Origin of the sequence: Saccharothrix obliqua (genome assembly GCF_019375475.1) — a bacterium.
Classification (GTDB): domain Bacteria; phylum Actinomycetota; class Actinomycetes; order Mycobacteriales; family Pseudonocardiaceae; genus Actinosynnema; species Actinosynnema obliqua.
This window is the reverse complement of the sequence record NZ_JAHXGQ010000006.1, coordinates 203,790-223,945: the sequence shown is the minus strand read 5'-3', so window position 1 is coordinate 223,945 and position 20,156 is coordinate 203,790. Positions and strand designations below refer to the sequence as shown.

Here is a 20,156-nt window from a genome sequence, read left to right as displayed (position 1 = left end):
CCGTCAACGGTAGGCCCCGACCCCGACCCGCCCCCGGGACACCTCCAGCACCAGGTCCGCCCGCGCGGCCTCGTCGGGCCGGTGGGTGATGTGCACGACGGTCCGGTCGAGCCCGTCGACCAGGTCCAGCAGGTCCCGCGCGGACGCCTCGTCCAGGTGTGCGGTGGGCTCGTCGAGCAGCAGCACGTCCGCGTCGTGCAGCAACGCGCGGGCGAGCGCGACGCGTTGCGCCTCGCCACCGGACAACGCGGTCGGCCCGATGCGCGTGTCCAGGTCGAGTCGCAGCCCGACGCGGTCCAGCACGGCACGCAGGGCGGCGTCGTCCGCGCGCGGGTCGCCGATGCGCAGGTTGTCCCGCAACGACGTGGTCACCAGCAACGGTTCCTGCGGGCACCACGCGACCCGCGCCGGCCGTCGCACCACACCGCCCGCCGGCGGCAGGAACCCGAGCAGCAGCGCGAGCAACGTCGACTTCCCCGCACCGGACGGCCCGACCACGGCGACCTTCGCGCCCACCGGCACGTGGCAGGTGACGTCGACGAGCGCGGGCGCGGACGCGCCGGGCCACCGGGCCGTGACGTCGTCCAGCGCGAACGCCACGCCCCCCGGCGGGTCGACCCGCTGTGGCACCAGCGGGTCGACCCGCTCCGCCGCCGAAGCCCTCCCCCTGGCTCCGGCCCGCGGTTCCGGGATCGCCGACAGCTCGGCGATCCGCCCGTACGCCTCGCGCAGCGCGACCCGGTGCTGCGCGGCGGCGGGCAGGGCGGACAACGGCTCGGCCAGCGCCAGCGGCACCAGGCCGAGGACCGGCGCGAGCAACGGGTCCACGCCCGCCGCGATGGCCGCGCACGCCACGACGGCGAACCCGAGCGCCAGGTGCACGACGCCGGTCGCCGCACCCGCGCCGAGCGCCTGCCGGCGGGTCAGCCGGGCCAGTTCGGCGTCGTGGGCGGCGAGCGCGGCCCGTGCCCTCCGGTCCGCGCCGAACGCGATCAGGTCCGGTGCGGCGGTCAGCAGCGTCAGGACGTCCTCCGACACGCGTCGCCTGCCGCGTGCCAGCACGGCGCTGGCCCGGCGTTCCACGGCGACCGCGACCAGCGGCGCGAGCGTGCCGCCGACGACCAGCGCCACCGCCAGCGCCAGCGCCGCCCACGGCGAGATGAACCAGAACAACACCACCGCGGCGAGCCCGACACCGGCGGCCACCAGCGGCGGCTGGAGCACGCGGGGCACCAGGTCGCGGACCACGTCCACGTCGTCCACGAGGCGGGTCAGCTCCGCGCGGCCGGGTCGCAGTCCACGCCACAGCCGCACCCGCAGGTCCTCGGCGAACCGGAACGCGGCGTCGTGCGACACGAGCCGTTCCAGGTACCGGAGGACGCCCTTGGCCAGGGCGAACGTCCGCACGCCCACGACGAGGACGGACAGCGTGAGGATCGGCGGCTGGGTCGCGGCCTTCGCGATCAGGTGGGCGGCGAGCGCGGTGAGCGCCACCCCGGCGGCCGAGGCGGCGACCCCCAGCGCCGCCCCGGCCAGCACCCGGGCGGTCGGCCGGGGGCTGCGCGGACGTGCCGCCCGGTCGACGTCGTGTTCCACGGCGACGGCCGGCACGGCGGTGTCCGCCGCGTCGGCCGTGCGGTGGGTGGCGAGCAGAACCGCCGCGCCCCCGTCCGCCGCACGCCGCACGGCGGCCATGACGAGGGACGCGGTGGCCGGGTCCAGGTGCGCGGTGGGCTCGTCCAGCAGGAGCACGGAGGCACCGTCCCGGACACGGGTGAGGGCACGCGCGACAGCCACCCGTTGCCGTTCGCCGGTGGACAGCCCGGCGATGGGCCGGTGCACCAGGTGCTCGGCGGCCACTTCGGCCAGCACACCCGGATCGACCCGGCCGGTGGTGAGTTCGAGTTCGTCGGCAACCGTGCGGCCGGCGAACGCGGGCCGCTGCGGCACCCAGGCGATGGCGTCCCGATCCACCAGGACCTCACCGCCATCGGGCCGGACGAACCCCAGCAACACCCCGAACAACGTCGACTTCCCCGCCCCGCTGGGCGCGTCCAACCGGTGCACCTCGCCCGGCCGAACGACGAAGTCGGCCCCATCCGGCGCGAACCGCCCCCGCCGCCGCACCCGCAGGTTCCGCACCTCGACCCCGGCGAAGCCCGGCACCCCGCCGCCGCGCACCCCGGCGGCCCCACGCACTGGCGGCTCGGGCACTTCGGCCACCCGTCGCACCGCCTCCACACCGTCCTCGGACGCGTGGTGCGCCGCACCGGCCGCCCGCAGCGGCAGGTAGCACTCGGGGGCGAGGATCAGCACGACCAGGCCCGTCCAGAGGGACAGTTCGCCCGAGACCAGGCGCAGGCCGATGCCCACGGCGATCAGCGCCACCGACAGCGACGCCACGATCTCCAGCACCAGCGCCGAGAGGAACGCGATGCGCAACGTGCCCATGGTGGCCTTGCGGTACCGCTCGCCGACGTCCCGCACGGCGTCCGCCTGCGCGGCGGCGCGGCCGAACGCGGTCAGCACGGGCAGCGCCCGCACGAGTTCGGCAAGCCGGCCGGACAGCTTCTCCAGGGCTGTCGCGGCGGCGCCCACCCGTGCCGCGGTGAACTTGCCGATGAGGATCGCGAACACCGGGATCAGCGGCAGCGTCACCGCCACGAGCACCGCGGACGTCGGGTCGGTGACGAAGATCCAGCCGCCCACGAGGACCGGCACGACGGCCGTGGTCACCAGGGCGGGGAGGTAGCGGGTGAAGTAGGCGTCGAGGGCGTCCAGGCCCTTGGTCGCGAGGACCGCCAGTTCGGCCGGTCCGCGGTCGACGATCCAGGCCGGGCCGAGTCCGAGCGACCGGTCCAGCACGGCGGCCCGCAGTTCCTCCTTGGCGTTGGCCGCCGCCCGCGCGGCCACCGCCTCGGTCGCCCACGCCAACGCGGCCCGCACCACGACCGCACCGGCCAGGGAGAGCAGCGAGCCGTTCATGACCAGGGCCGAGGCGAGTGCCACCGCCTGCCACACGAGGGCGGCGGCGGACAGCGCGGCGAGCACCGCGCACGAGGCCAACGCCCGGCGCGCCGACGGCGAGAGCGCCGGCAGCGCGCCGAGCGGACCTCTCCCCGGCTTCTTGGCGGAAGGGGCTCCGGGGACGTCCACGCCACGACGGTAGTTCGACCGACCCGCCCCGACTCAGGTACGACGGTCCCGTCCCGGGCGGGACCTAGGTCCTGCTCCGGACGGCCTCATCCGCCGCACGCCGCCCTCCAGCACCGCGCCCACGAGCACAACGAGGTCTAACTTTCAGGGAGCCTGCCTGAAAGTTTGGCGGGCCTTGGTTGGCGGGCCTTGAGGCGGGGACTCGGTCGGCGGAGGTCGGTTGGCCAGGCGGGGCGGCCTGAGCGGGGCGACCTGGGCCGGGATGTCTGGGCGGCGCGGTCGGGCGCTGGGGTCGGGCGCTGGGGTCGGGCGGCGCGGTCGGGCGATGGGCGCTGGGGGGGCGCTGGGCTGCGGTGGGCGCTGGGGGGTGGGCGCTGGGGGGTGGGCGCTGGGGGGTGGGCGCTGGGGGGTGGGCGCTGGGGGGTGGGCGCTGGGGGGTGGGCGCTGGGGGGTGTTGGCTGATCGGCGGGGCGGCCTTGGGTGGTGGGCTTGGGTCTGCGGGCTTCACCGCGGGCGAATGACTCTATGGCCGTCCGGGTGCCCCGGTCAGGGGCGTCCGGACGGCCGGGCGGTCCGGGCGTGGGCTCAGGGGACGTGTACCCGGGGGATGTGACGGGTGCCGATCCGCTTGCGGAACACCCAGTAGGTCCAGCCCTGGTAGACCAGGACTGCCGGGGTGCCGAAGGCGGCTACCCAGGTCATCACGGTGAGGGTGTACGGGCTCGACGCGGTGTTCTCGACAGTCAGCGTGTACGCGGGATCCAGCGTCGACGGCAGCACGTTCGGGTACAGCGCCCCGAACAACGCCACCACCGTGCACGCCACCGCCACACCCATCAGCGCGAACGCCTGACCCTCGCGGCGCAGCGCCAGCCTCGCCAACGCACCGAACGCCGCCAGCGCCACCGCGATCGACGCCGCGTACGTCCACACCGTCCCGAACCGGATCTGGACCAGGAGCAACAGCACCACCAGCGGCAGGAGGGCGATCGGGGCCAGCCTCAAAGCCAGCGCACGCGCGCGTTCCCGCACCTCCCCCTCCGTCTTCAACGACAGGAACACCGCCCCGTGCACCAACGCATACCCGGCCACGGCCAACGCGCCCAGCAAGCTCTCCCACGTGATCGCGGCGAACGGCGACCCGACCCGGTCACCCGCGGCATCCAGGGGCAGGCCGAACACGTTGGTGGTGAGCACCAAACCCACACCCAGCGCCGCCACCCACGAGCCCGCGAAGATCACCACGTCCCACGTGCGCCGCCACCGCGCGCCGTCCACCTTGCCCCGGTACTCGAACGCCACCCCGCGGCCGATCAGGGCCAGCAGGAACAACACCAACGGCAGGTACGCCGAGCTGAACAACGACGCGTACCACCCGGGGAACGCGGCGAACGTCGCCCCGCCCGCCACCAGCAACCACACCTCGTTGCCGTCCCACACCGGGCCGATGGTGTTGATCAGCACCCGGCGCTCGGTCTCGTCCCGCCCGAGCACCGGCAACAACATCCCGACGCCGAAGTCGAAACCCTCCAGGAACAGGTAGCCCAGCCACAGCAGGGCGATCACGCAGAACCAGAACGTCTCCACGACTACCCCTCAGTACGCGAACGACAGGACGTCGTCGCCCGACTTCGACCCGGTCCCCGGACCACCGGGCGGCAGCACGCCCGCCACGCCACCCCGGACGTACCGGCGGATCAGGAAGACCTCCACGCACGCCAGCACGCCGTACACCAGCGTGAGCGAGATCAACGACGTCAACACCTCACCGGGCGTCGAGTTCGACACCGCCCGCGCGGTGAACATCCACACCCCGTCCACGCCGCTCGGGTTCGGCACCACCACGAACGGCTGCCGCCCCATCTCGGTGAAGATCCAGCCGAAGCTGTTGCCCAGGAAGGGAGTCGCGATGCTGCCCAGCGCCAACCACTTGAACCACCGCCCGCGCGGCACGCGCCCGCCACGCGTCAACCACAGCACCAGCAGCCCGACACCCGCCGAGATCGCGCCGAAGCCGATCATCAGCCGGAAACCCCAGTACGTGACCGGCAGCACCGGGACGTAGTCGATCGGCTGCCCCGACAGCTCGCCCAGCCGCTCGTCCACCGGGTAGTTCGTGCCGTACTTCTCCTGGTACATCGGCACCAGGTCCTCGACGCCCTTCACCTCGGTGGTGAAGTCGTTGTGCGCCAGGAACGACAGCAACGCCGGCACGGTGATGCTCTTGACGCTCTCGCAGTCCGGCCGCGACACGTCGCCGATCGCGAACACCGAGAACGCCGCGGGCGACTCGGTGTGGCACAACGCCTCCGCCGCCGCCATCTTCATCGGCTGCTGCTCGAACATCAGCTTGCCCTGGAAGTCGCCGGTGATCGCGAGACCCGTGAACGCGACCACGCCCACCCACGTCCCGAGCTTCACCGACGACCGCCACACCGGCTCGTCGTCGCCCCGGCGCCACAGGTGCCAGGCGGCGATGCCGACCAAGAACGCCGCGGCCACGGCGAACGCGCCGAAGATGGTGTGCGGGAACGCGGCCAGCACGGTGCTGTTGGTCAGCACCTCCCAGATCGACGTGAGCCGCGGCCTGCCGTCCTCCATCACGACGCCGACCGGGTGCTGCATCCACGAGTTCGCCGCGAGGATGAAGTACGCCGATGCGATGGTGGCCAACGAAAAGGCCCACGCGCACGCCAGGTGCACGCGCTTCGGCAGGCGGTCCCAGCCGAAGATCCACAGCCCGAGGAACGTGGACTCGACGAAGAAGGCCACCAGGCCCTCCATCGCCAGCGGCGCGCCGAAGACGTCGCCGACGAAACGCGAGTAGGCGCTCCAGGTCATGCCGAACTGGAACTCCTGCACGATGCCGGTCACCACGCCCATGGCGAAGTTGATCAGGAGCAGCTTGCCCCAGAACTTCGTCATGGCGAGGTACTTGCGGTCCCCGGTCCGGACCCAGGCCGTCTGCATCCCGGCGACCAGGAGCGACAGCCCGATCGTCAGCGGCACCATCAGGAAGTGGTAGACGGTGGTGATGCCGAACTGCCACCGCGCCAGGTCGAGAACGTCCACGGCCACGACGCTAGGGCGCGGGCCCGGTCGCGATCAGGTACGACGGTCCCGGTCGGCCCGGGACCAAGGTCCCCCCGGCCGGACAGCCGGGCACGGCGGACGCGGAGGCATGGCCGGCGAGACGGGACACGGAGAGCCCGGCCGCGAGCAGGCGACACGGCCACGCGCACCACGAGCACCCCCGCGGTCACCGCAACGCTTCAGAGACCTCCTGCGCCGCCCGCACCACCTGCGGCCCCACGACGTCGCCGTCCAGCTTCTCCAACGCCACCACGCCCACGCTGGCCCGCAACCCGGGCACCCCGCGCACCGGCGCCGCGACGCCGAACGCGCCCGGCTGCAACTCCCCGGTCGACTGGACCCACTGCCGACCCTCCGCCGCCAGGCCGATGGCCTTGCCCGCCGCACCCCGGTGCACGGGATGACGGGACCCGACCCGGTACGCCACGTGGTACGCCGTCCACGACGGCTCGACGACGGCGACCGCCTGCGCCTCCGACCCGTCCGCCACGGTCAGGTGCGCGGTGGCGCCGACGTGCTCGGCCAGGGTCCGCAACGCGGGCTGCGCGGCCAGCCGCAACTGCGGCAGGACGTTGGACGCCAACCGCAGCACGCCCAGCCCGAGCCGCACCTTCGAACCCTCCCGCCGCACCAGGCCACGCGACTGCAACGGCACCAGCAGGCGGTACACGGCAGCCCGCGACGCGCCTATGGCGGCGGCCAGCTCGCTGATCGACGGCGCCTCCGACTCGGCGTCGGCGACCGCCTGGAGCAGGGCCAGGCCCCGCTCCAGGGTCAGCGAACTCTCCTTCGACCCGGCGGGCGCGGGCAGCCGGCCACGCGGGTCAGGTCTGGCCACGGGTCCTACCTCTCCTCTTCAGCGGGCGACACGGTGCCGACCACCTCGGCCAGGCCGACGACGGAGCCGTGCTCACCGGGGGCGGTGGCGGTGATCCGCACCGTGTCGCCGTCCTCCAGGAACGTCCGGCCGCCGTCGACGTCCACCAGGTCCTTGCCGCCCCAGCTCAGCTCCAGGAAGGAGCCGCGCTCGTCGCGGGACGGGCCGGAGACGGTGCCGGACGCGATCAGGTCGCCCGGCCGAACCGTAGCGCCGTTCGCGGACAGGTGCGCGAGTTGCTGGGCGAAAGTCCAGGACATCTCCCGGAACGGGGGCCTGGCCACGCGCACCCCGTTCCACTCGACCTCCAGCCGGATGTCGAGGCCCCACGGCCGCTCCTCGACCAGGTAGGGCAGCACGTCGTTGCCCAGCGGCGGCGGGGTCACGCGGGCCACCGCGAACGCCTCCAGCGGCGTGATCCACGCCGACACCGACGTCGCGAACGACTTGCCCAGGAACGGCCCGAGCGGCTGGTACTCCCACGCCTGGATGTCGCGGGCGGACCAGTCGTTGACCAGGACCACGCCGAACACGTGGTCCACGGCCCGCGACGGGCTCAGCCGGGACGCCACCGGACCGCCGCACACGAAGCCCACCTCGGCCTCGATGTCCAGCCGCCGGGTCGGCCCGAACTCCGGTCCGGGCGAGGACCGGCGCTGGCCGTGCGGGCGCACCACGGGCGTGCCGGAGACCACGACGGTCCCGGCGCGGCCGTGGTAGCCGATCGGCAGGTGCGTCCAGTTGGGCAGCAGCGGGTCGCCGTCCGGGCGGAAGATCCGGCCGACGTTCTCCGCGTGGTGCCGCGACGAGTAGAAGTCCACGTAGTCGGCGACCCGGAACGGCAGCACCGCGCCGGACAGGGCCGTCAGCACGGCGCCACGCGGCGCGGACGCCGCCGTCACGAGGTCGAGCAGCCGGGCCCGCAGCTCGCTCCACGCGGGCCGGCCGGCGGCCAGCAGCGGGTTCAGGTCGTCGGCGGCCACGAGGTGCGCGAGGTCGCCGAAGTGGTCGGCGATGGGCCGCAGCGGCAGCGCCTGGTCGCCGACGCGCACGGCGATGCCGTCCGCGATGACGCCGTAGGGCAGGGTCTGCGGCCCGAAGGGCGCGTCGGCGACGAACGCCGGGTCTTCGATCCACGTCACAGCAGGCCCAGTTCTTCCAGGTCGGTGATGGGCTCGTCCAGGGAGCACGAGCCGTAGGAGGCGAACACCCCGCGCACGGCGTGCGCGGCCTGGTCGGACAGCCCGGACGCCTCGGCGGCCAGCGCCTCCGCGTCCGACGACGACAGCGCGGCGCGCACGTCACCGCCGGACAGCGCACGCGCGGTCGCCACCAGCAGGTTGAGGAACCCGTGGTGGGTGAAGCCGGTTTCCGCGTCCGTGTAGCGGACGGCGTGGTGCAGGCCCGCGGTGGCCTTGAACGCGACACCACCGCCGGACACCACGGACAGGAAGTCGGCGACCTCGTCCACGCTCGGGAAGTTCTCCCGGGACAGGCCGCCGCACCGCAGCTTCGGCCAGCTCCCGTGCTCGATGACCCGGCGGACGCCGTCGAGCCACTCGGCACCGCCGCGGCGGGGCTCGACGACGCGGATCACGTCCTCGGGCACGAACTCGGAGACGCGTTCCAGCCACACCTCGTCCACGTCGGACGGCGCGGGCATCTCGACCATCCGCAACGCCAGCAACTCGCTGCGGGATTCCACGATCGACACGGCCTTGGGCACACCACCCAGGCCCGTGTCGATGATCAGGGAGAGGGCGATGGGCTTCACCGGCTTGACCTTGATCAGCTCGGTGATCAGCTCCGCCAGACGTGACGCGGGACACAGGAACAGCCCCACCGCGCCTGCCCACTCGCCGACCCGCGCGTCGAGGTGACCGCGGACGGCGTCGGGCATGGTCGCGTTGCCCGGCGGGAACAGGGCGGCGTCGTCGACGAGCCGCGCGAGCAGGGGCGGAGTGCCGCGTGGACCGGGCGCACGGAGTTCGAAGGCGCTTGACACGGCTGACACGCTAGTGGCGTACCGGTCTATGAACAAAGATGTCCGACTATCGAACGCCCGGAGTGAACGATGGCGTACTACCGCCAGGTGGGTGAGATACCCCGAAAGCGCCACACCCAGTTCCGCACGCCGGAGGGCGGCCTGTACGCGGAGGAGCTGATGGGCGTCGAGGGCTTCTCGGCCGATTCGGCGCTGCTCTACCACCGCCACCTGCCGACCGCGATCGTCAACGCGGAGACCGTCGAGGACACCCGCGGCGCGTTGACGCCGAACCTGCCGCTCAAGCCGCGCGCGTTCAAGACCCAGGACCTGACCTGGTCGGGAGACGAGGACGCGGTCACCGGCCGCCGCCGGCTGTTCGGCAACGCGGACGTCACCATCGGCTTCGTGCGGGCGGGCGCGCCCAGCCCGCTCTACCGCAACGCCGCCGGCGACGAGCTGCTGTACGTGCAGACCGGCGACGGCGTCGTGGAGACGATTTACGGCGCGCTGCCGGTCGCCGAGGGCGACTACGTGGTCCTGCCGACCTCGTGCACCTACCGCGTCGTGCCCAACACCCCCATGAACATCCTGGTGCTGGAGGCCACCGGACACATCGGTCCCCCGAAGCGCTACCTGTCGGCCAAGGGCCAGTTCCTGGAGCACGCGCCGTACTGCGAGCGCGACATCCGCGGACCGGCCGAACCGCTGCTGGTGGACGGCGAGGACGTCGAGGTCCTCGTGCGCCACCGCGCCGGGCTCACCAGGTTCACGTACGCCAACCACCCGTTCGACGTCGTCGGGTGGGACGGCTGCCTGTACCCGTGGGTCTTCAACATCCGCGACTTCGAGCCCATCACCGGCCGCGTGCACCAGCCGCCGCCCGTGCACCAGACGTTCGAGGGGCCGAACTTCGTGGTGTGCTCGTTCATGCCGCGCAAGGTCGACTACCACCCGTTGGCGATCCCCGTGCCGTACAACCACGCGAACGTCGACTCCGACGAGCTGATGTTCTACGTGGGCGGCAACTACGAGGCGCGCAAGGGCTCCGGCATCGGCATCGGCTCGCTGTCGCTGCACCCGTCGGGCTGCACGCACGGCCCGCAGCCGGGTGCGGTGGAGGCGTCGCTGGGCGCGGACTTCTTCGACGAGACCGCCGTCATGGTCGACACGTTCCGCCCGCTGGAGCTGGGTGAGGCGGCCACCGCGGCGGAGGACCCGAAGTACGCCTGGACGTGGGCGCGGCGGGGTCCCGACTTGGGGTGATCACCGCGCTGTCGGTGGTCGCCGCTACCTTCGGCGGTCATGGACGCGCGTGCGGTGACGCCGGCCGGCCGGGCACCCCGGTCGGCCGCCGCCACGCGCCGGTCCGCGGAGGACCGGCCCGCCACCGGACAGGCCGAGCAGGATCGCGACCAGGCCGCCGCCGGCCGGTCCGCGGAGGACCGGCCCACCATCGACCCGCCCGGCGAGGACCACACCCGGCCCGTCGACGAGCGCACCCGGCCCATCACGGCCGACTCGCCGGAGGCCGTGCGGCGGGCCCGTGCGCGGGAGAAGACGGCACGCGAGCGGGCGGAGGCGGTGCGTGGTGGCGTGCGCGCCCTTGCCGACTGGCTCGCGGACGTGGCGGACGCGGGTATCGCCGGACTGCCCGCGCGTGACGCGGCGTGGTGGCACGCGATCACGGCACGCATGGTCGACGCGCAGGCGAAGGGCCTGGCGTCGGCCGTCGAGGAGCTGCGGTCGCTGGTCGCGGCGGGTGGGCGGACGTGGGCGCACGACGCGGCCGACCGGCTCGGCGGCCTGCACCTGCTGACCCGCTCGGCGGAGGCCGACGCGCCCGTCGTGCGCCGCCGCCTGGGTTACGCCGTGACCGAGGAGGAGGCCCGCGCGGGCGAGGGCTGGACCGACCGCTGGCTGCCCCTGCTGCGCCTGGACACCGACGACGGCCTGGTGCGCACCGTCCGCCAGTGGGTGTGGGGCCGGGCGCACGGCTGGGTGGTGGCCATCCGACACGCGGGCGGCGGGGCGCGTCCCGAACCCCTGCTGCCGCACGGCGTCGAGGTGACCGGGGTGCTCCACCCGTACCCGGGCGTCGCTCCACGGCGGGTCGCCGCGGGCGAGCTGGGCGAAGGCGGCTTACCCGGGCCGCTGCCCGCGCCACCCGACTGGCGGACCGCGTTGGCGGACGTGGCGGACGTGTTGCGGGGCGACCCGTGGCAGCGCCTGCACCCGGTCGGCTGCGCGTCCGCGCGGCTGACCGCCGACACCCGGCGGCTGGTCGACGGGACGGGCCGGGCGCTCCCCGTGCGGGCCGACCTCGCGCTGGACCAGGCGGTGGCCCTGACGGCGGGTGACCCGTTCGACGCCTGGGGCCTGTGGAACGGGCGCGAGCTGGCCCTCGGGGCGATCGCCGCACCCGGCGAACCACCGGAGGTAGTCGGATGACCGCCGACTGGGACGCGGCCGTGCGCGACCTGCTGGTCGGCGCGCACCGCGCCGGCACGTCCCCGACCGAGCTGCTGGACCGCTGCGCGGCCCTGGGCGTGGCGGCGCACGGCGCGTGGCTGCCGCCCGTCGTGGACGACCCCCTGCTGGCACCCGCGCCGACCGACCGCGACCACGTGGCCGGACCCGCCGCCCGCGAGGTCCTGGCCCGCATCCTCGACCTGGACGACCAGTTCCTGCTCACCGAGTGGTGCGGCCTGGCCACCGCGCGGCGGACCGTCGCGCACCCCAAGGAGGTGCCCGCGCTGCTCGGCCTGGCCACCACGCACCCCGGGCTGCGGCAGGCGGTGACCGCGGTGCTCGGCACGCGTGGCCGGTGGCTCGCGGCGCTGCGCCCCGGCTGGGCGTGGGCGGCGGGCGGGCCGGTCGCCGACGTCGACCCGGAGGACGCGCTCGACCTGCCGGGCCCGGCGCGGCAGGCGGCCCTGCGCCGGGCCCGCGCCGCCGACCCGGACGGCGTCCGCGCGTTCGTCGCCGCGCGGTTCACCGCGCAACGCCGGGCCGTGGACCGCCAGGCGTTGGTCAACGCCCTGGAGACGAACCTGTCCCCGGCCGACGAACCCCTGCTGGAGCAGGCGTTGGACGACCGGGCGATCGGCGTCCACGACGAGGCCCTGCGGCTCCTGCGCGGCCTGCCCGGCGCGCGCCTCGCGGCCCGCGCCGCCGAGCGCCTGCACCGCGGGCTGCGGCTCACCGCGAACGGCTTCGACGTGCGGCCCGACGGGCTGTGGGCGTCCGCCGAACCCGAGCCGGACGAGGCGCGGGACCTGTTGCGCGACGGTTCGGAGGCCGGTGTCGAGGGCCGCGTCCGGGGTGCGGCGGCGAGCGTGCCGCCGAGCCACTGGACCGACCGCCTGGGCACCGACGACGCGGGCGCGGCCCGCGTGCTGGAGCGCGGTCCGTGGGCGGCGGCGTTGCTGCGCGGCGTGGCGCGGCGGCTGCGGCTCGCGGTGGACGCCGGGCCGTGGGCGCTGGCCGCGACCCGCGCGCTGACCGGCATGGAGCAGCTGGAGATGCTGGCGGCGCTGCCCGCGGACCTGGCGGCGCTGACCATCGCCGAGGTGGCCCGGCACTGGAACTACGACCTGCTCGACCACGCCTGCGCGCAGCTGCCCGCCCCGTGGTCGCCCGCGGCGACCGAAGCCCTGCTGGACCGCTACGCCGCCACCCGGGACCCGAGGTGGCGTGCGGCCCGCCCGCCCGCCGTGCTGCTGGCCAGGGGCGACGCCGCGGTGCTCGGCGCGTGCTGGGACCGCATCACGGCCCGCTGGCCCGAGCACACCGCCGACCTGGACGTGCTGCGCCTGCGGGTGCGGTTGCGCGACGCCTTCGCCACCCGACCGGAAGGACCACCGCCGTGACCACCGAGACCGTGCTGCGGCCGTCCGCCGAGCAGCAGCACGCCGCCGAGCTGGACGCCCTGGCCCGCGCGGACGACCGGCCGCGACCGCCGCGGTGGCGCATGTCGCCGCAGGCCGTCGTCCGGTACGTGCTGGGCGGCACGCTGCCCGACGGCACCGTGATCACGCCGAAGTACGTGGGCGACCGGAGGTTGGTGGAGATCGCCGTCGGCACCCTCGTCACGGACCGCGCGCTGCTGCTGGTGGGCGTGCCCGGCACGGCGAAGTCGTGGCTGTCGGAGCACCTGGCGGCGGCGGTGAGCGGTGACTCGACGCTGGTCGTGCAGGGCACGGCGGGCACCGGCGAGGACGCCGTCCGGTACGGCTGGAACTACGCCCGGCTGATCGCGGAGGGCCCGAGCGAGGCGGCCATCGTGCCCAGCCCGGTGCTGACCGCGATGCGGACCGGCGCGGTGGCGCGGGTGGAGGAGCTGACCCGGATGCCCGCCGAGGTGCAGGACTCGTTCATCACGATCCTGTCGGAGAAGCTGCTGCCGGTGCCGGAGCTGGGCACGCAGGTGCGTGCCGTGCCGGGTTTCACGGTGATCGCGACCGCCAACGACCGCGACCGGGGCGTCAACCAGATGTCGTCGGCGCTCGCGCGCCGCTTCAACACGGTCGTCCTGCCGCCGCCCGCCACCGAGGACGACGAGGTGCGGATCGTGGCGACGCGGGCCGCCCAGCTCGGCCGCGCCCTGGAGCTGCCCGCCGAACCACCCGCGCTGGACGAGGTGCGCCGGGTGGTGCGCATCTTCCGCGAACTCCGCAGCGGGTCCACTGTGGACGGTCGCACGCAGCTGAAGCGGCCCAGCGGCAGCCTGTCCACGGCCGAGGCGATCTCCGTGGTCACCAGCGGCATGGCGCTCGCGGGCCACTTCGGCGACGGCTCGGTCACCGCCGAGGAGCTGGTGTCGGGGCTGCTCGGCGCGGTGGTGCAGGACCGCGTCTCGGACGCCGTCGCGTGGCAGGAGTACCTGGAGGCCGTGGTGCGGGAGCGCGCCGACTGGCGCGACCTCTACCGCGCCTGCCAGGACCGCTGATGGCCGACTTGCCGGACCGGGTGACGTTGCTCGGCATCCGGCACCACGGCCCCGGTTCGGCCCGCATGGTCGAGGCCGCGCTGGCTCGCGTGCGGCCCGAGCTGGTCCTGGTGGAGGGTCCGCCGGAGGGCGACGCGCTGCTGCGCCACGTGCCCGACCTGACGCCGCCGGTGGCGTTGCTGCTGCACGACGAGGCGGACCCGGCGAGCGCCGCGTTCTGGCCGTTCGCCGAGTTCTCCCCGGAATGGCGTGCGTTGCTGTGGGCGCACGGCGCGGGCGTGCCGGTGCGGTTCTTCGACCTGCCCGCCGCCGCTTCCCTGACCGGGGGCGGCGGCCCGGCGCTGGACCCGTTGGGCGTGCTGGCGGAGGCCGCCGGGTTCGACGACCCGGAGCGCTGGTGGGAGGACGTGGTCGAGCACCGCACCGAACCGGCGGACGTGGCGCGGGCGGTGGTGGAGGCGATGACGGCGTTGCGTGCCGAGTTCGCCGACGAGGTGGACGAGCGGACGTCGCGCCGCGAGGCCGCGATGCGCCGGAACCTGCGCCAGGCGTTGCGGGACACCGACGGGCCGGTGGCGGTGGTGTGCGGCGCGTGGCACGTGCCCGCGCTGACCTCGCTGCCCGCCGCCGCGGCCGACGCGGCGTTGCTGAAGGGGTTGCCGCGCAAGAAGGTCACCGGCACGTGGGTGCCGTGGAGCCACGGCAGGCTGACCACCGCGTCCGGTTACGGCGCGGGTGTCGCGTCGCCCGGGTGGTACGCGCACCTGTGGGAGTGCGCGGCGCGGGGTGACACCGTGCCGCGCTGGTTCGCCCGCGCGTGCGCGGTGCTGCGTGCCGAGGACCTGCCCGCGTCGACGGCGAGCGCCGTGGAGGCGGTGCGCCTGGCGGAGGCGCTGGCCGCGTTGCGCGGACGCCCGTCGCCGGGGCTGTCGGAGGTGCTGGACGCGGCGCGCACCGTGTTGTGCGACGGGAACCAGGCGCCGTTGGACCTCGTGCACGCCGAACTCGTGGTCGGCGAGCGGCTCGGCGCGGTGGGTGGCGACGTGCCCACCTCGCCGCTGGCGGCGGACCTCGACCGGTCGGCCCGCCGGCTGCGGCTGCCGGTGCGGGCGCAACCCCGGTCGATCCGGCTCGACCTGCGTGGGGAGACGGACCGGGAGCGCTCGAAGTTGTTGCGGCGCTTGGCCGTCCTGGACGTGCCGTGGGGCGTGCCGGACAGCACGCGCACGCTCGGCACGTTCGCCGAGGCGTGGCAGTTGCACTGGCGGCCGGAGTTCGCGGTGGCGTTGGCGACGGCGGCCCGGCACGGCGTCACCGTCGTGGCGGCGGCGCGGCAGGTGCTGGGGCTGCGCGCGGCGGCGGCGACCCGCGTGCCCGAGGCGGCCGAGGTGCTGGGTGACGCGGTGCGGTGCGAGCTGCCCGAGGCGGTCGACGGGTCCCGCGCGGCCCTGGACCGCTGCGCCGCGTCCGCGACGGACGCCCTGGAGCTGCTGGCCGCGTTGCCGGACCTGGCGACGACGGTGCGGTACGGGTCGGTTCGCGGGACGGACCCCGAGTTGTTGCGCACGGCGTTGCACGGCCTGCTCGCGCGGGGCGCGGTGGGGTTGCCGACGGCGTGCCGCGACATCGACGACGACACGGCCGAGCGCGCCGTGGCGGCCGTGGACGGCGCGGACGACGCGGTGCGCCTGGCCGCCGACGACGAGCACGCGGCGACGTGGCGGCGGGCGTTGTCGGCGGTGGCGGGGATGTCGGACGCGCACGGGCTGCCCGCGGGTCGCGCCACCCGTTTGCTGTGGGAGGGCGGTGAGCTGGACTCGGCGGCGGTCGCGGCGCGGTTGCGGCGGGCGGTGTCGTCGCAGGCGGGCGCGACGGCGTTCGTGGCGGGGTTCCTGCGCGGGTCGGCGGCGCTGCTGACGGCCGACCCGAGGTTGTTCGGCGTGGTCGACACGTGGCTGGCGGAGCTGCCGGGTCCGGACTTCGAGGCCGCGCTGCCGCTGCTGCGGCGCGCGGTCGTCGGGTTCACGCCGGCGGAGCGCCGGATGCTCGGCGACCGCGTCCGGGGCGCCGCGTCGACCACCGGCCCGGGTGCCGAGTGGGACGAGGGGATCGCCGCCGAGCTGGTCGGGCACGTCCGCGCGCTGCTCGCACGAGGTTCCGGAGGCCACCCATGACCGATGAGAACGAACGCCTCCGCCGCTGGCGGCTGCTGCTCGGCGGTGCGGCCGGCGACCTCGTGGAGCTGGGTGCGGACGACCTCCGGCGGGATTCGGCGCTCACCGGGCTCTACGGCGGCTCGCCCGCCGGTGGGCGAGCGGGCGCGCTGGGTGGCTCGGCGCCGGTCCTGCACCGGTGGCTGGGCGACATCCGCGAATACTTCCCGTCCTCCGCGGTGCGGGTGATGCAGCGCGACGCGGTGGACCGCCTGGGGCTGCGGCAACTCCTGCTCGAACCCGAACTCCTCGCCGGTGTCGAGCCGGACGTCCACCTGGTCGGCACGCTGCTGTCGCTGTCCTCGGCGATACCGGACCGCACCCGCGAGACCGCGCGCTCGGTGGTGCGCTCCGTGGTCGCCGACATCGAGCGCCGCCTGGCCGACCGGCTGCCGGCCGCCGTGCGCGGCGCGGTCGACCGGCCCACCCGGCGCCCGCGGCCGGCGGACGTCGACTGGGCGCGCACCATCCGCGCGAACCTCCGCCACTACCAACCCGCGCAGCAGACCCTCGTGGTGCAGGACCTGATCGGCCACACCCGGCGCGGGCGGACGGCGTCCCTCAAGGACGTGGTGCTGCTGGTGGACCAGTCGGCCTCGATGGCCGAGTCGCTGGTCCACTCGGCGGTCCTGGGCGCGAGCCTCGCGTCGCTGCGGTCGGTCGACACCCGGCTGGTCGTGTTCGACACCGAGGTGGTCGACCTGACCGAGCACCTGGCCGACCCGGTGGACCTGCTGTTCGCCACGCAGCTCGGCGGCGGCACCGACATCAACCGGGCGGTGGCGTACGGGCAGACGCTGGTGCGCCGCCCGATGGACACCGTGCTGGTGCTGATCAGCGACCTGTACGAGGGCGGCGTGGCGCGGGAGCTGCGGCACCGGGTGCGGGAGCTGGTCGGCAGCGGCGTGACGGTGGTGGTGCTGCTCGCGTTGTCGGACAGCGGCACGCCCGCGTACGACCACGAGCTGGCCGCCCAGCTCTCCGAGCTGGGCGCGCCCGCGTTCGCGTGCACCCCGGACCTGTTCCCGGACCTGCTGGCGACCGCGCTGCGCCACGAGGACGTGGCGGCCTGGGCCGAGCGCAACGACCTCCCGGTCGGCCGCTAGCGGATCACCACGCGGCCCAGGGTGAGGAACGGCGTGCCGCGGGTCAGCACGGCGGTGCGCCCGCGCTCGTCGGGTCCGGCGAGCCACACCAGGCCGGTGCGGCGCACCTGCTCGCGCACCCGCTCGGGCATCTCCGGCAGCCGCAGGAACGTCCGGTCGGAACCGGCCGTCTCCAGGTACGCCTGCCTGCCGACGCGGGCACGACCGGGCACGAAGGTCACGGCGACCTGGTGCCACGGGAAGCCGGCCGCGATCCGCCGCACGGTCCGGCGGCTGAAGAAGTGCCGCAGCCCCGGCACCGCGAACTCCACGCACAGCGGGATCAGCACGAACACCCAGCGCGACTCCAGCCACACCGAGACCAGCCACACCGCCAGGAACGACAGCAGCGCGAGCCCGATGAACCGGACCGCGCGCCGGTCCTCCCGGACCAGGCACCGCCGCGTCCACTCCTCGCCCACCACTGCTCCCACACAACCAGAAATCGCCGTCACCGGCCCGGATAGCCGCACAAATGATCACCAAAACGCGCTGAGAGAAAACTCTCGGGGTCACCGCCGCCGCACGCGGGCCGGGAACAGCCGGGGCACGCCCCGGAACGTCACGACGGTGTTGCCCGCGCGGTCGGGCGCGACCAGCCACGCCCGCCGGTGCCCGGTGATCCGGCCCCGGACGAGCGGACCGGCGTTGACGTCGAGCACGAACTGCTGCTCGGCGTGCACGACGAGCAGCCCGTTGCGCCAGTGCACCCGCTCGTACCGCCAGACGCGGTCGGCCATGACGCGCGTGAGCGGCTGCCGGCGGGTCATCGCGAACACGACGACCACCACGGAGAACGCGAGCAGCGCGAGCGGCAACTCGGGGTCGACGTCCGCGAGGAGCACCAGGGCGAGCTGCCCGCCGAACGCGAGCACGCCGAGGATCACCCAGATGAACGCCCGTCGACTTGCGATCTCCAGGCAGTACCGGGTCCACTGGTCGTCGAGGGCCGCACCACCGGTGGACGGCTGGTTCGGCGTGGGCACATCCACCTCCCGGGAAGGCGTCGCCGGTCGGGGAGACCAGGTTAGGGCCACCGACCACGCCGCGTCTGCGTGAATCCGCGAAGCCGTCCGCCCATAGTGGGACTACCACCGGCGCCCAACTCCAAGTTAGGCTGCCCTAAGTTGGGAGGTGAGCGGTGACCGAGACCCGTCGACCGCCGGCCCCGCACCCGGCGGAGCGCGCGCGCACGATCGCCGCCCGGGGTGGGCGCGCGGCCCTGTTGCCCTCGGACGGCACGGAGCACCGGGTGCACCCGGTGCTGCACCACGTGCGTGCCGGCGGCGACACCACGATCCTGCTGCCCGACGACCACCCGCTGGTCGAGGCGGCCCGGGACACCGAGATCACCGCCATGCTGGAGATCGCCGACCACGCGGCCGTGGCGCTGCGGGAACCGGTGCGCGGCCTGCTGTGGATCACGGGCTGGCTGCGCGTGCTCGACCCGGCGCAGGCCCGCGCGGCGAGCCTGGACGTGGCCGAGGAGCGCCCCGACCCGAGGCTGCTGGACGTCGGCCACGGCGCGGCGGTGCTGCGGCTGAACCCGGCGTCGCTGGTGGTGGCGGACGCGGAGGGCACCGTGTCGTTGCGCCCGGAGCTGTTCGCGCAGGCCGAGCCCGACCCGTTCCACCGGCAGGAGGACCACTGGCTGCGACACCTGGAGCTGTCGCACCGGGACGTCGTCGGCCTGCTGTCCCAGCACCTGCCGGACGAGCTGCGCGGCGGCCACGTGCGGCCACTCGGCCTGGACCGGTTCGGGCTGCGGTTGCGCGTGGAGACCGCGGCGGAGGACCACGACGTGCGGATCGCGTTCTCCCGGCCGGTGGCGGACCCGGCGGAGCTGGCGGTGGAGCTGCGCAGGCTGATGGGCTGCCCCTTCCTGGCCGGTCAGCGCCGGTCGGGCGGTTAACCTGCGCGGGTGATCGAGGACAACCGCCGCGCGTTGCGGGTCGAGGTCCTGCTGGTGTTCGCGGTGACGCTGGGCCTGTCCGGCCTGCGGAGCCTGGTGCGCCTGCTGGACAGCCTGCTCAAACCGCAGCCGCTGAACGAGCAGTCGGTGGCCATCAACGTGCCGCAGGCCCGGTTCGACCTGCTGGACCTGGCGGCGCAGCTGCTCTCCGTCGGGCAGCTCGCGGCGTGGGGCTGCCTGGGCCTGTACCTGCTGTGGCGTGGCGGGGTGCGCCCGGCCGCGCTCGGCCTGGACCGGACCCGACCCGGGCGGGACGCGGTGGGCAGCCTCGGCCTGGCCGCGTTGATCGGCCTGCCCGGCCTGGCCTTCTACCTGCTGGCCTGGAATTTCGGCCTCAACCTCGCCGTGCAACCGTCCACTTTGGACGAGTCGTGGTGGCGCAGCGCCACGTTGGTCCTCGCCGCCGGTGGCAACGCGTGGGCGGAGGAGGTGCTGGTCGTCGGCTACCTGCTGACGCGCCTGCGGCAGCTCGGGTGGCGTGACGGCACGGCGTTGGCGGCCAGTGCCGTGCTGCGCGGCAGCTACCACCTGTACCAGGGCTTCGGGGGGTTCGTCGGCAACGTGGTGATGGGCCTGGTGTTCGGGTGGGTGTGGCAGCGCACCAACCGGTTGTGGGTGCTCGTCGTGGCGCACGCGCTGCTCGACGTCGTGGCGTTCGTCGGCTACACGCTGCTGCGCGGGCACCTCGACTGGTTGCCGTGACGGTCCGCCTTTCGGTTGACTGCCGCTCAGCTTCCGGGCTGACGCGCGCGTGATCGACTCCTT

The 20,156-nt window shown here is 74.6% G+C and carries 16 protein-coding genes; 8 read left to right on the top strand and 8 right to left on the bottom strand.

Annotation, left to right across the window (positions count from 1 at the left end):
* Positions 1-3: 3 nt before the first annotated feature.
* The 6 genes from cydD to KZQ38_RS20535 form a co-directional block, all read right to left on the bottom strand.
* Entirely contained in the window at positions 4-3,156 is a 3,153-nt protein-coding gene (cydD, locus tag KZQ38_RS20560; protein WP_219443754.1) for a thiol reductant ABC exporter subunit CydD, read from the bottom strand.
* A gap of 585 nt (positions 3,157-3,741) precedes the next feature.
* Positions 3,742-4,743: a cytochrome d ubiquinol oxidase subunit II gene (gene cydB / locus KZQ38_RS20555; protein WP_219443753.1), complete on the bottom strand. Its 1,002-nt coding sequence runs from the start codon at positions 4,741-4,743 to the stop codon at positions 3,742-3,744.
* 9 nt (positions 4,744-4,752) lie between these two features.
* Entirely contained in the window at positions 4,753-6,228 is a 1,476-nt protein-coding gene (locus KZQ38_RS20550) for a cytochrome ubiquinol oxidase subunit I (protein ID WP_219443752.1), read from the bottom strand.
* A 187-nt stretch (positions 6,229-6,415) separates the two neighbouring features.
* A complete protein-coding gene (locus tag KZQ38_RS20545; protein ID WP_219443751.1) occupies positions 6,416-7,087 on the bottom strand; it encodes an IclR family transcriptional regulator in 672 nt (223 codons plus the stop codon).
* Between the two features lie 5 nt (positions 7,088-7,092).
* Positions 7,093-8,268 carry a fumarylacetoacetate hydrolase family protein gene (locus KZQ38_RS20540; RefSeq protein WP_219443750.1) on the bottom strand — a complete coding sequence of 392 codons (1,176 nt, stop codon included), beginning with the start codon at positions 8,266-8,268 and terminating at the stop codon, positions 7,093-7,095.
* Positions 8,265-9,131, bottom strand: coding sequence for a hypothetical protein (locus tag KZQ38_RS20535; protein ID WP_308258501.1), 867 nt, complete (start codon positions 9,129-9,131; stop codon positions 8,265-8,267). The genes KZQ38_RS20540 and KZQ38_RS20535 overlap by 4 nt, the downstream gene beginning before the upstream one ends.
* A 69-nt stretch (positions 9,132-9,200) precedes the next feature.
* Here KZQ38_RS20535 and KZQ38_RS20530 point away from each other — a divergent pair, with 69 nt between their 5' ends.
* The 6 genes from KZQ38_RS20530 to KZQ38_RS20505 are packed head-to-tail and all read left to right on the top strand — an operon-like array spanning position 9,201 to position 17,380.
* Positions 9,201-10,376, top strand: coding sequence for a homogentisate 1,2-dioxygenase (locus KZQ38_RS20530; RefSeq protein WP_219443749.1), 1,176 nt, complete (start codon positions 9,201-9,203; stop codon positions 10,374-10,376).
* Positions 10,377-10,415: 39 nt separating this feature from the next.
* Positions 10,416-11,561: an SWIM zinc finger family protein gene (locus KZQ38_RS20525; protein WP_219443748.1), complete on the top strand. Its 1,146-nt coding sequence runs from the start codon at positions 10,416-10,418 to the stop codon at positions 11,559-11,561.
* A complete protein-coding gene (locus KZQ38_RS20520; protein ID WP_219443747.1) occupies positions 11,558-12,982 on the top strand; it encodes a DUF5691 domain-containing protein in 1,425 nt (474 codons plus the stop codon). The genes KZQ38_RS20525 and KZQ38_RS20520 overlap by 4 nt, the downstream gene beginning before the upstream one ends.
* On the top strand, positions 12,979-14,061 hold the full coding sequence (locus KZQ38_RS20515) for an ATP-binding protein (RefSeq protein ID WP_219443746.1): 1,083 nt from the start codon (positions 12,979-12,981) through the stop codon (positions 14,059-14,061). The genes KZQ38_RS20520 and KZQ38_RS20515 overlap by 4 nt, the downstream gene beginning before the upstream one ends.
* Complete coding sequence (locus KZQ38_RS20510) at positions 14,061-16,235, top strand: DUF5682 family protein (RefSeq protein ID WP_219443745.1); 2,175 nt, start codon at positions 14,061-14,063, stop codon at positions 16,233-16,235. Before KZQ38_RS20515 ends, KZQ38_RS20510 begins: the two co-directional genes overlap by 1 nt.
* Complete coding sequence (locus KZQ38_RS20505; protein ID WP_219443744.1) at positions 16,232-17,380, top strand: VWA domain-containing protein; 1,149 nt, start codon at positions 16,232-16,234, stop codon at positions 17,378-17,380. The genes KZQ38_RS20510 and KZQ38_RS20505 overlap by 4 nt, the downstream gene beginning before the upstream one ends.
* On the opposite strand, the gene KZQ38_RS20500 is transcribed toward KZQ38_RS20505, so the two are convergent.
* Both KZQ38_RS20500 and KZQ38_RS20495 read right to left on the bottom strand, forming a co-directional pair.
* Positions 17,377-17,841: a hypothetical protein gene (locus tag KZQ38_RS20500; RefSeq protein ID WP_219443743.1), complete on the bottom strand. Its 465-nt coding sequence runs from the start codon at positions 17,839-17,841 to the stop codon at positions 17,377-17,379. The two genes, KZQ38_RS20505 and KZQ38_RS20500, sit on opposite strands and share 4 nt — an antisense overlap.
* Positions 17,842-17,931: 90 nt before the next feature.
* On the bottom strand, positions 17,932-18,405 hold the full coding sequence (locus tag KZQ38_RS20495) for a hypothetical protein (protein WP_219443742.1): 474 nt from the start codon (positions 18,403-18,405) through the stop codon (positions 17,932-17,934).
* 155 nt (positions 18,406-18,560) lie between these two features.
* Here KZQ38_RS20495 and KZQ38_RS20490 point away from each other — a divergent pair, with 155 nt between their 5' ends.
* A complete protein-coding gene (locus tag KZQ38_RS20490) occupies positions 18,561-19,331 on the top strand; it encodes a DUF2470 domain-containing protein (protein ID WP_219443741.1) in 771 nt (256 codons plus the stop codon).
* Between the two features lie 9 nt (positions 19,332-19,340).
* Complete coding sequence (locus KZQ38_RS20485) at positions 19,341-20,093, top strand: CPBP family intramembrane glutamic endopeptidase (protein ID WP_219443740.1); 753 nt, start codon at positions 19,341-19,343, stop codon at positions 20,091-20,093.
* Positions 20,094-20,156: the final 63 nt, after the last annotated feature.

Bases quoted from the DNA above. Each gene is read 5' to 3' on its own strand.
- KZQ38_RS20525 (WP_219443748.1), top strand. From the start codon at position 10,416: ATGGACGCGCGTGCGGTGACGCCGGCCGGCCGGGCACCCCGGTCGGCC.
- KZQ38_RS20505 (WP_219443744.1), top strand. From the start codon at position 16,232: ATGACCGATGAGAACGAACGCCTCCGCCGCTGGCGGCTGCTGCTCGGC.
- KZQ38_RS20530 (WP_219443749.1), top strand. From the start codon at position 9,201: ATGGCGTACTACCGCCAGGTGGGTGAGATACCCCGAAAGCGCCACACC.
- KZQ38_RS20510 (WP_219443745.1), top strand. From the start codon at position 14,061: ATGGCCGACTTGCCGGACCGGGTGACGTTGCTCGGCATCCGGCACCAC.
- KZQ38_RS20520 (WP_219443747.1), top strand. From the start codon at position 11,558: ATGACCGCCGACTGGGACGCGGCCGTGCGCGACCTGCTGGTCGGCGCG.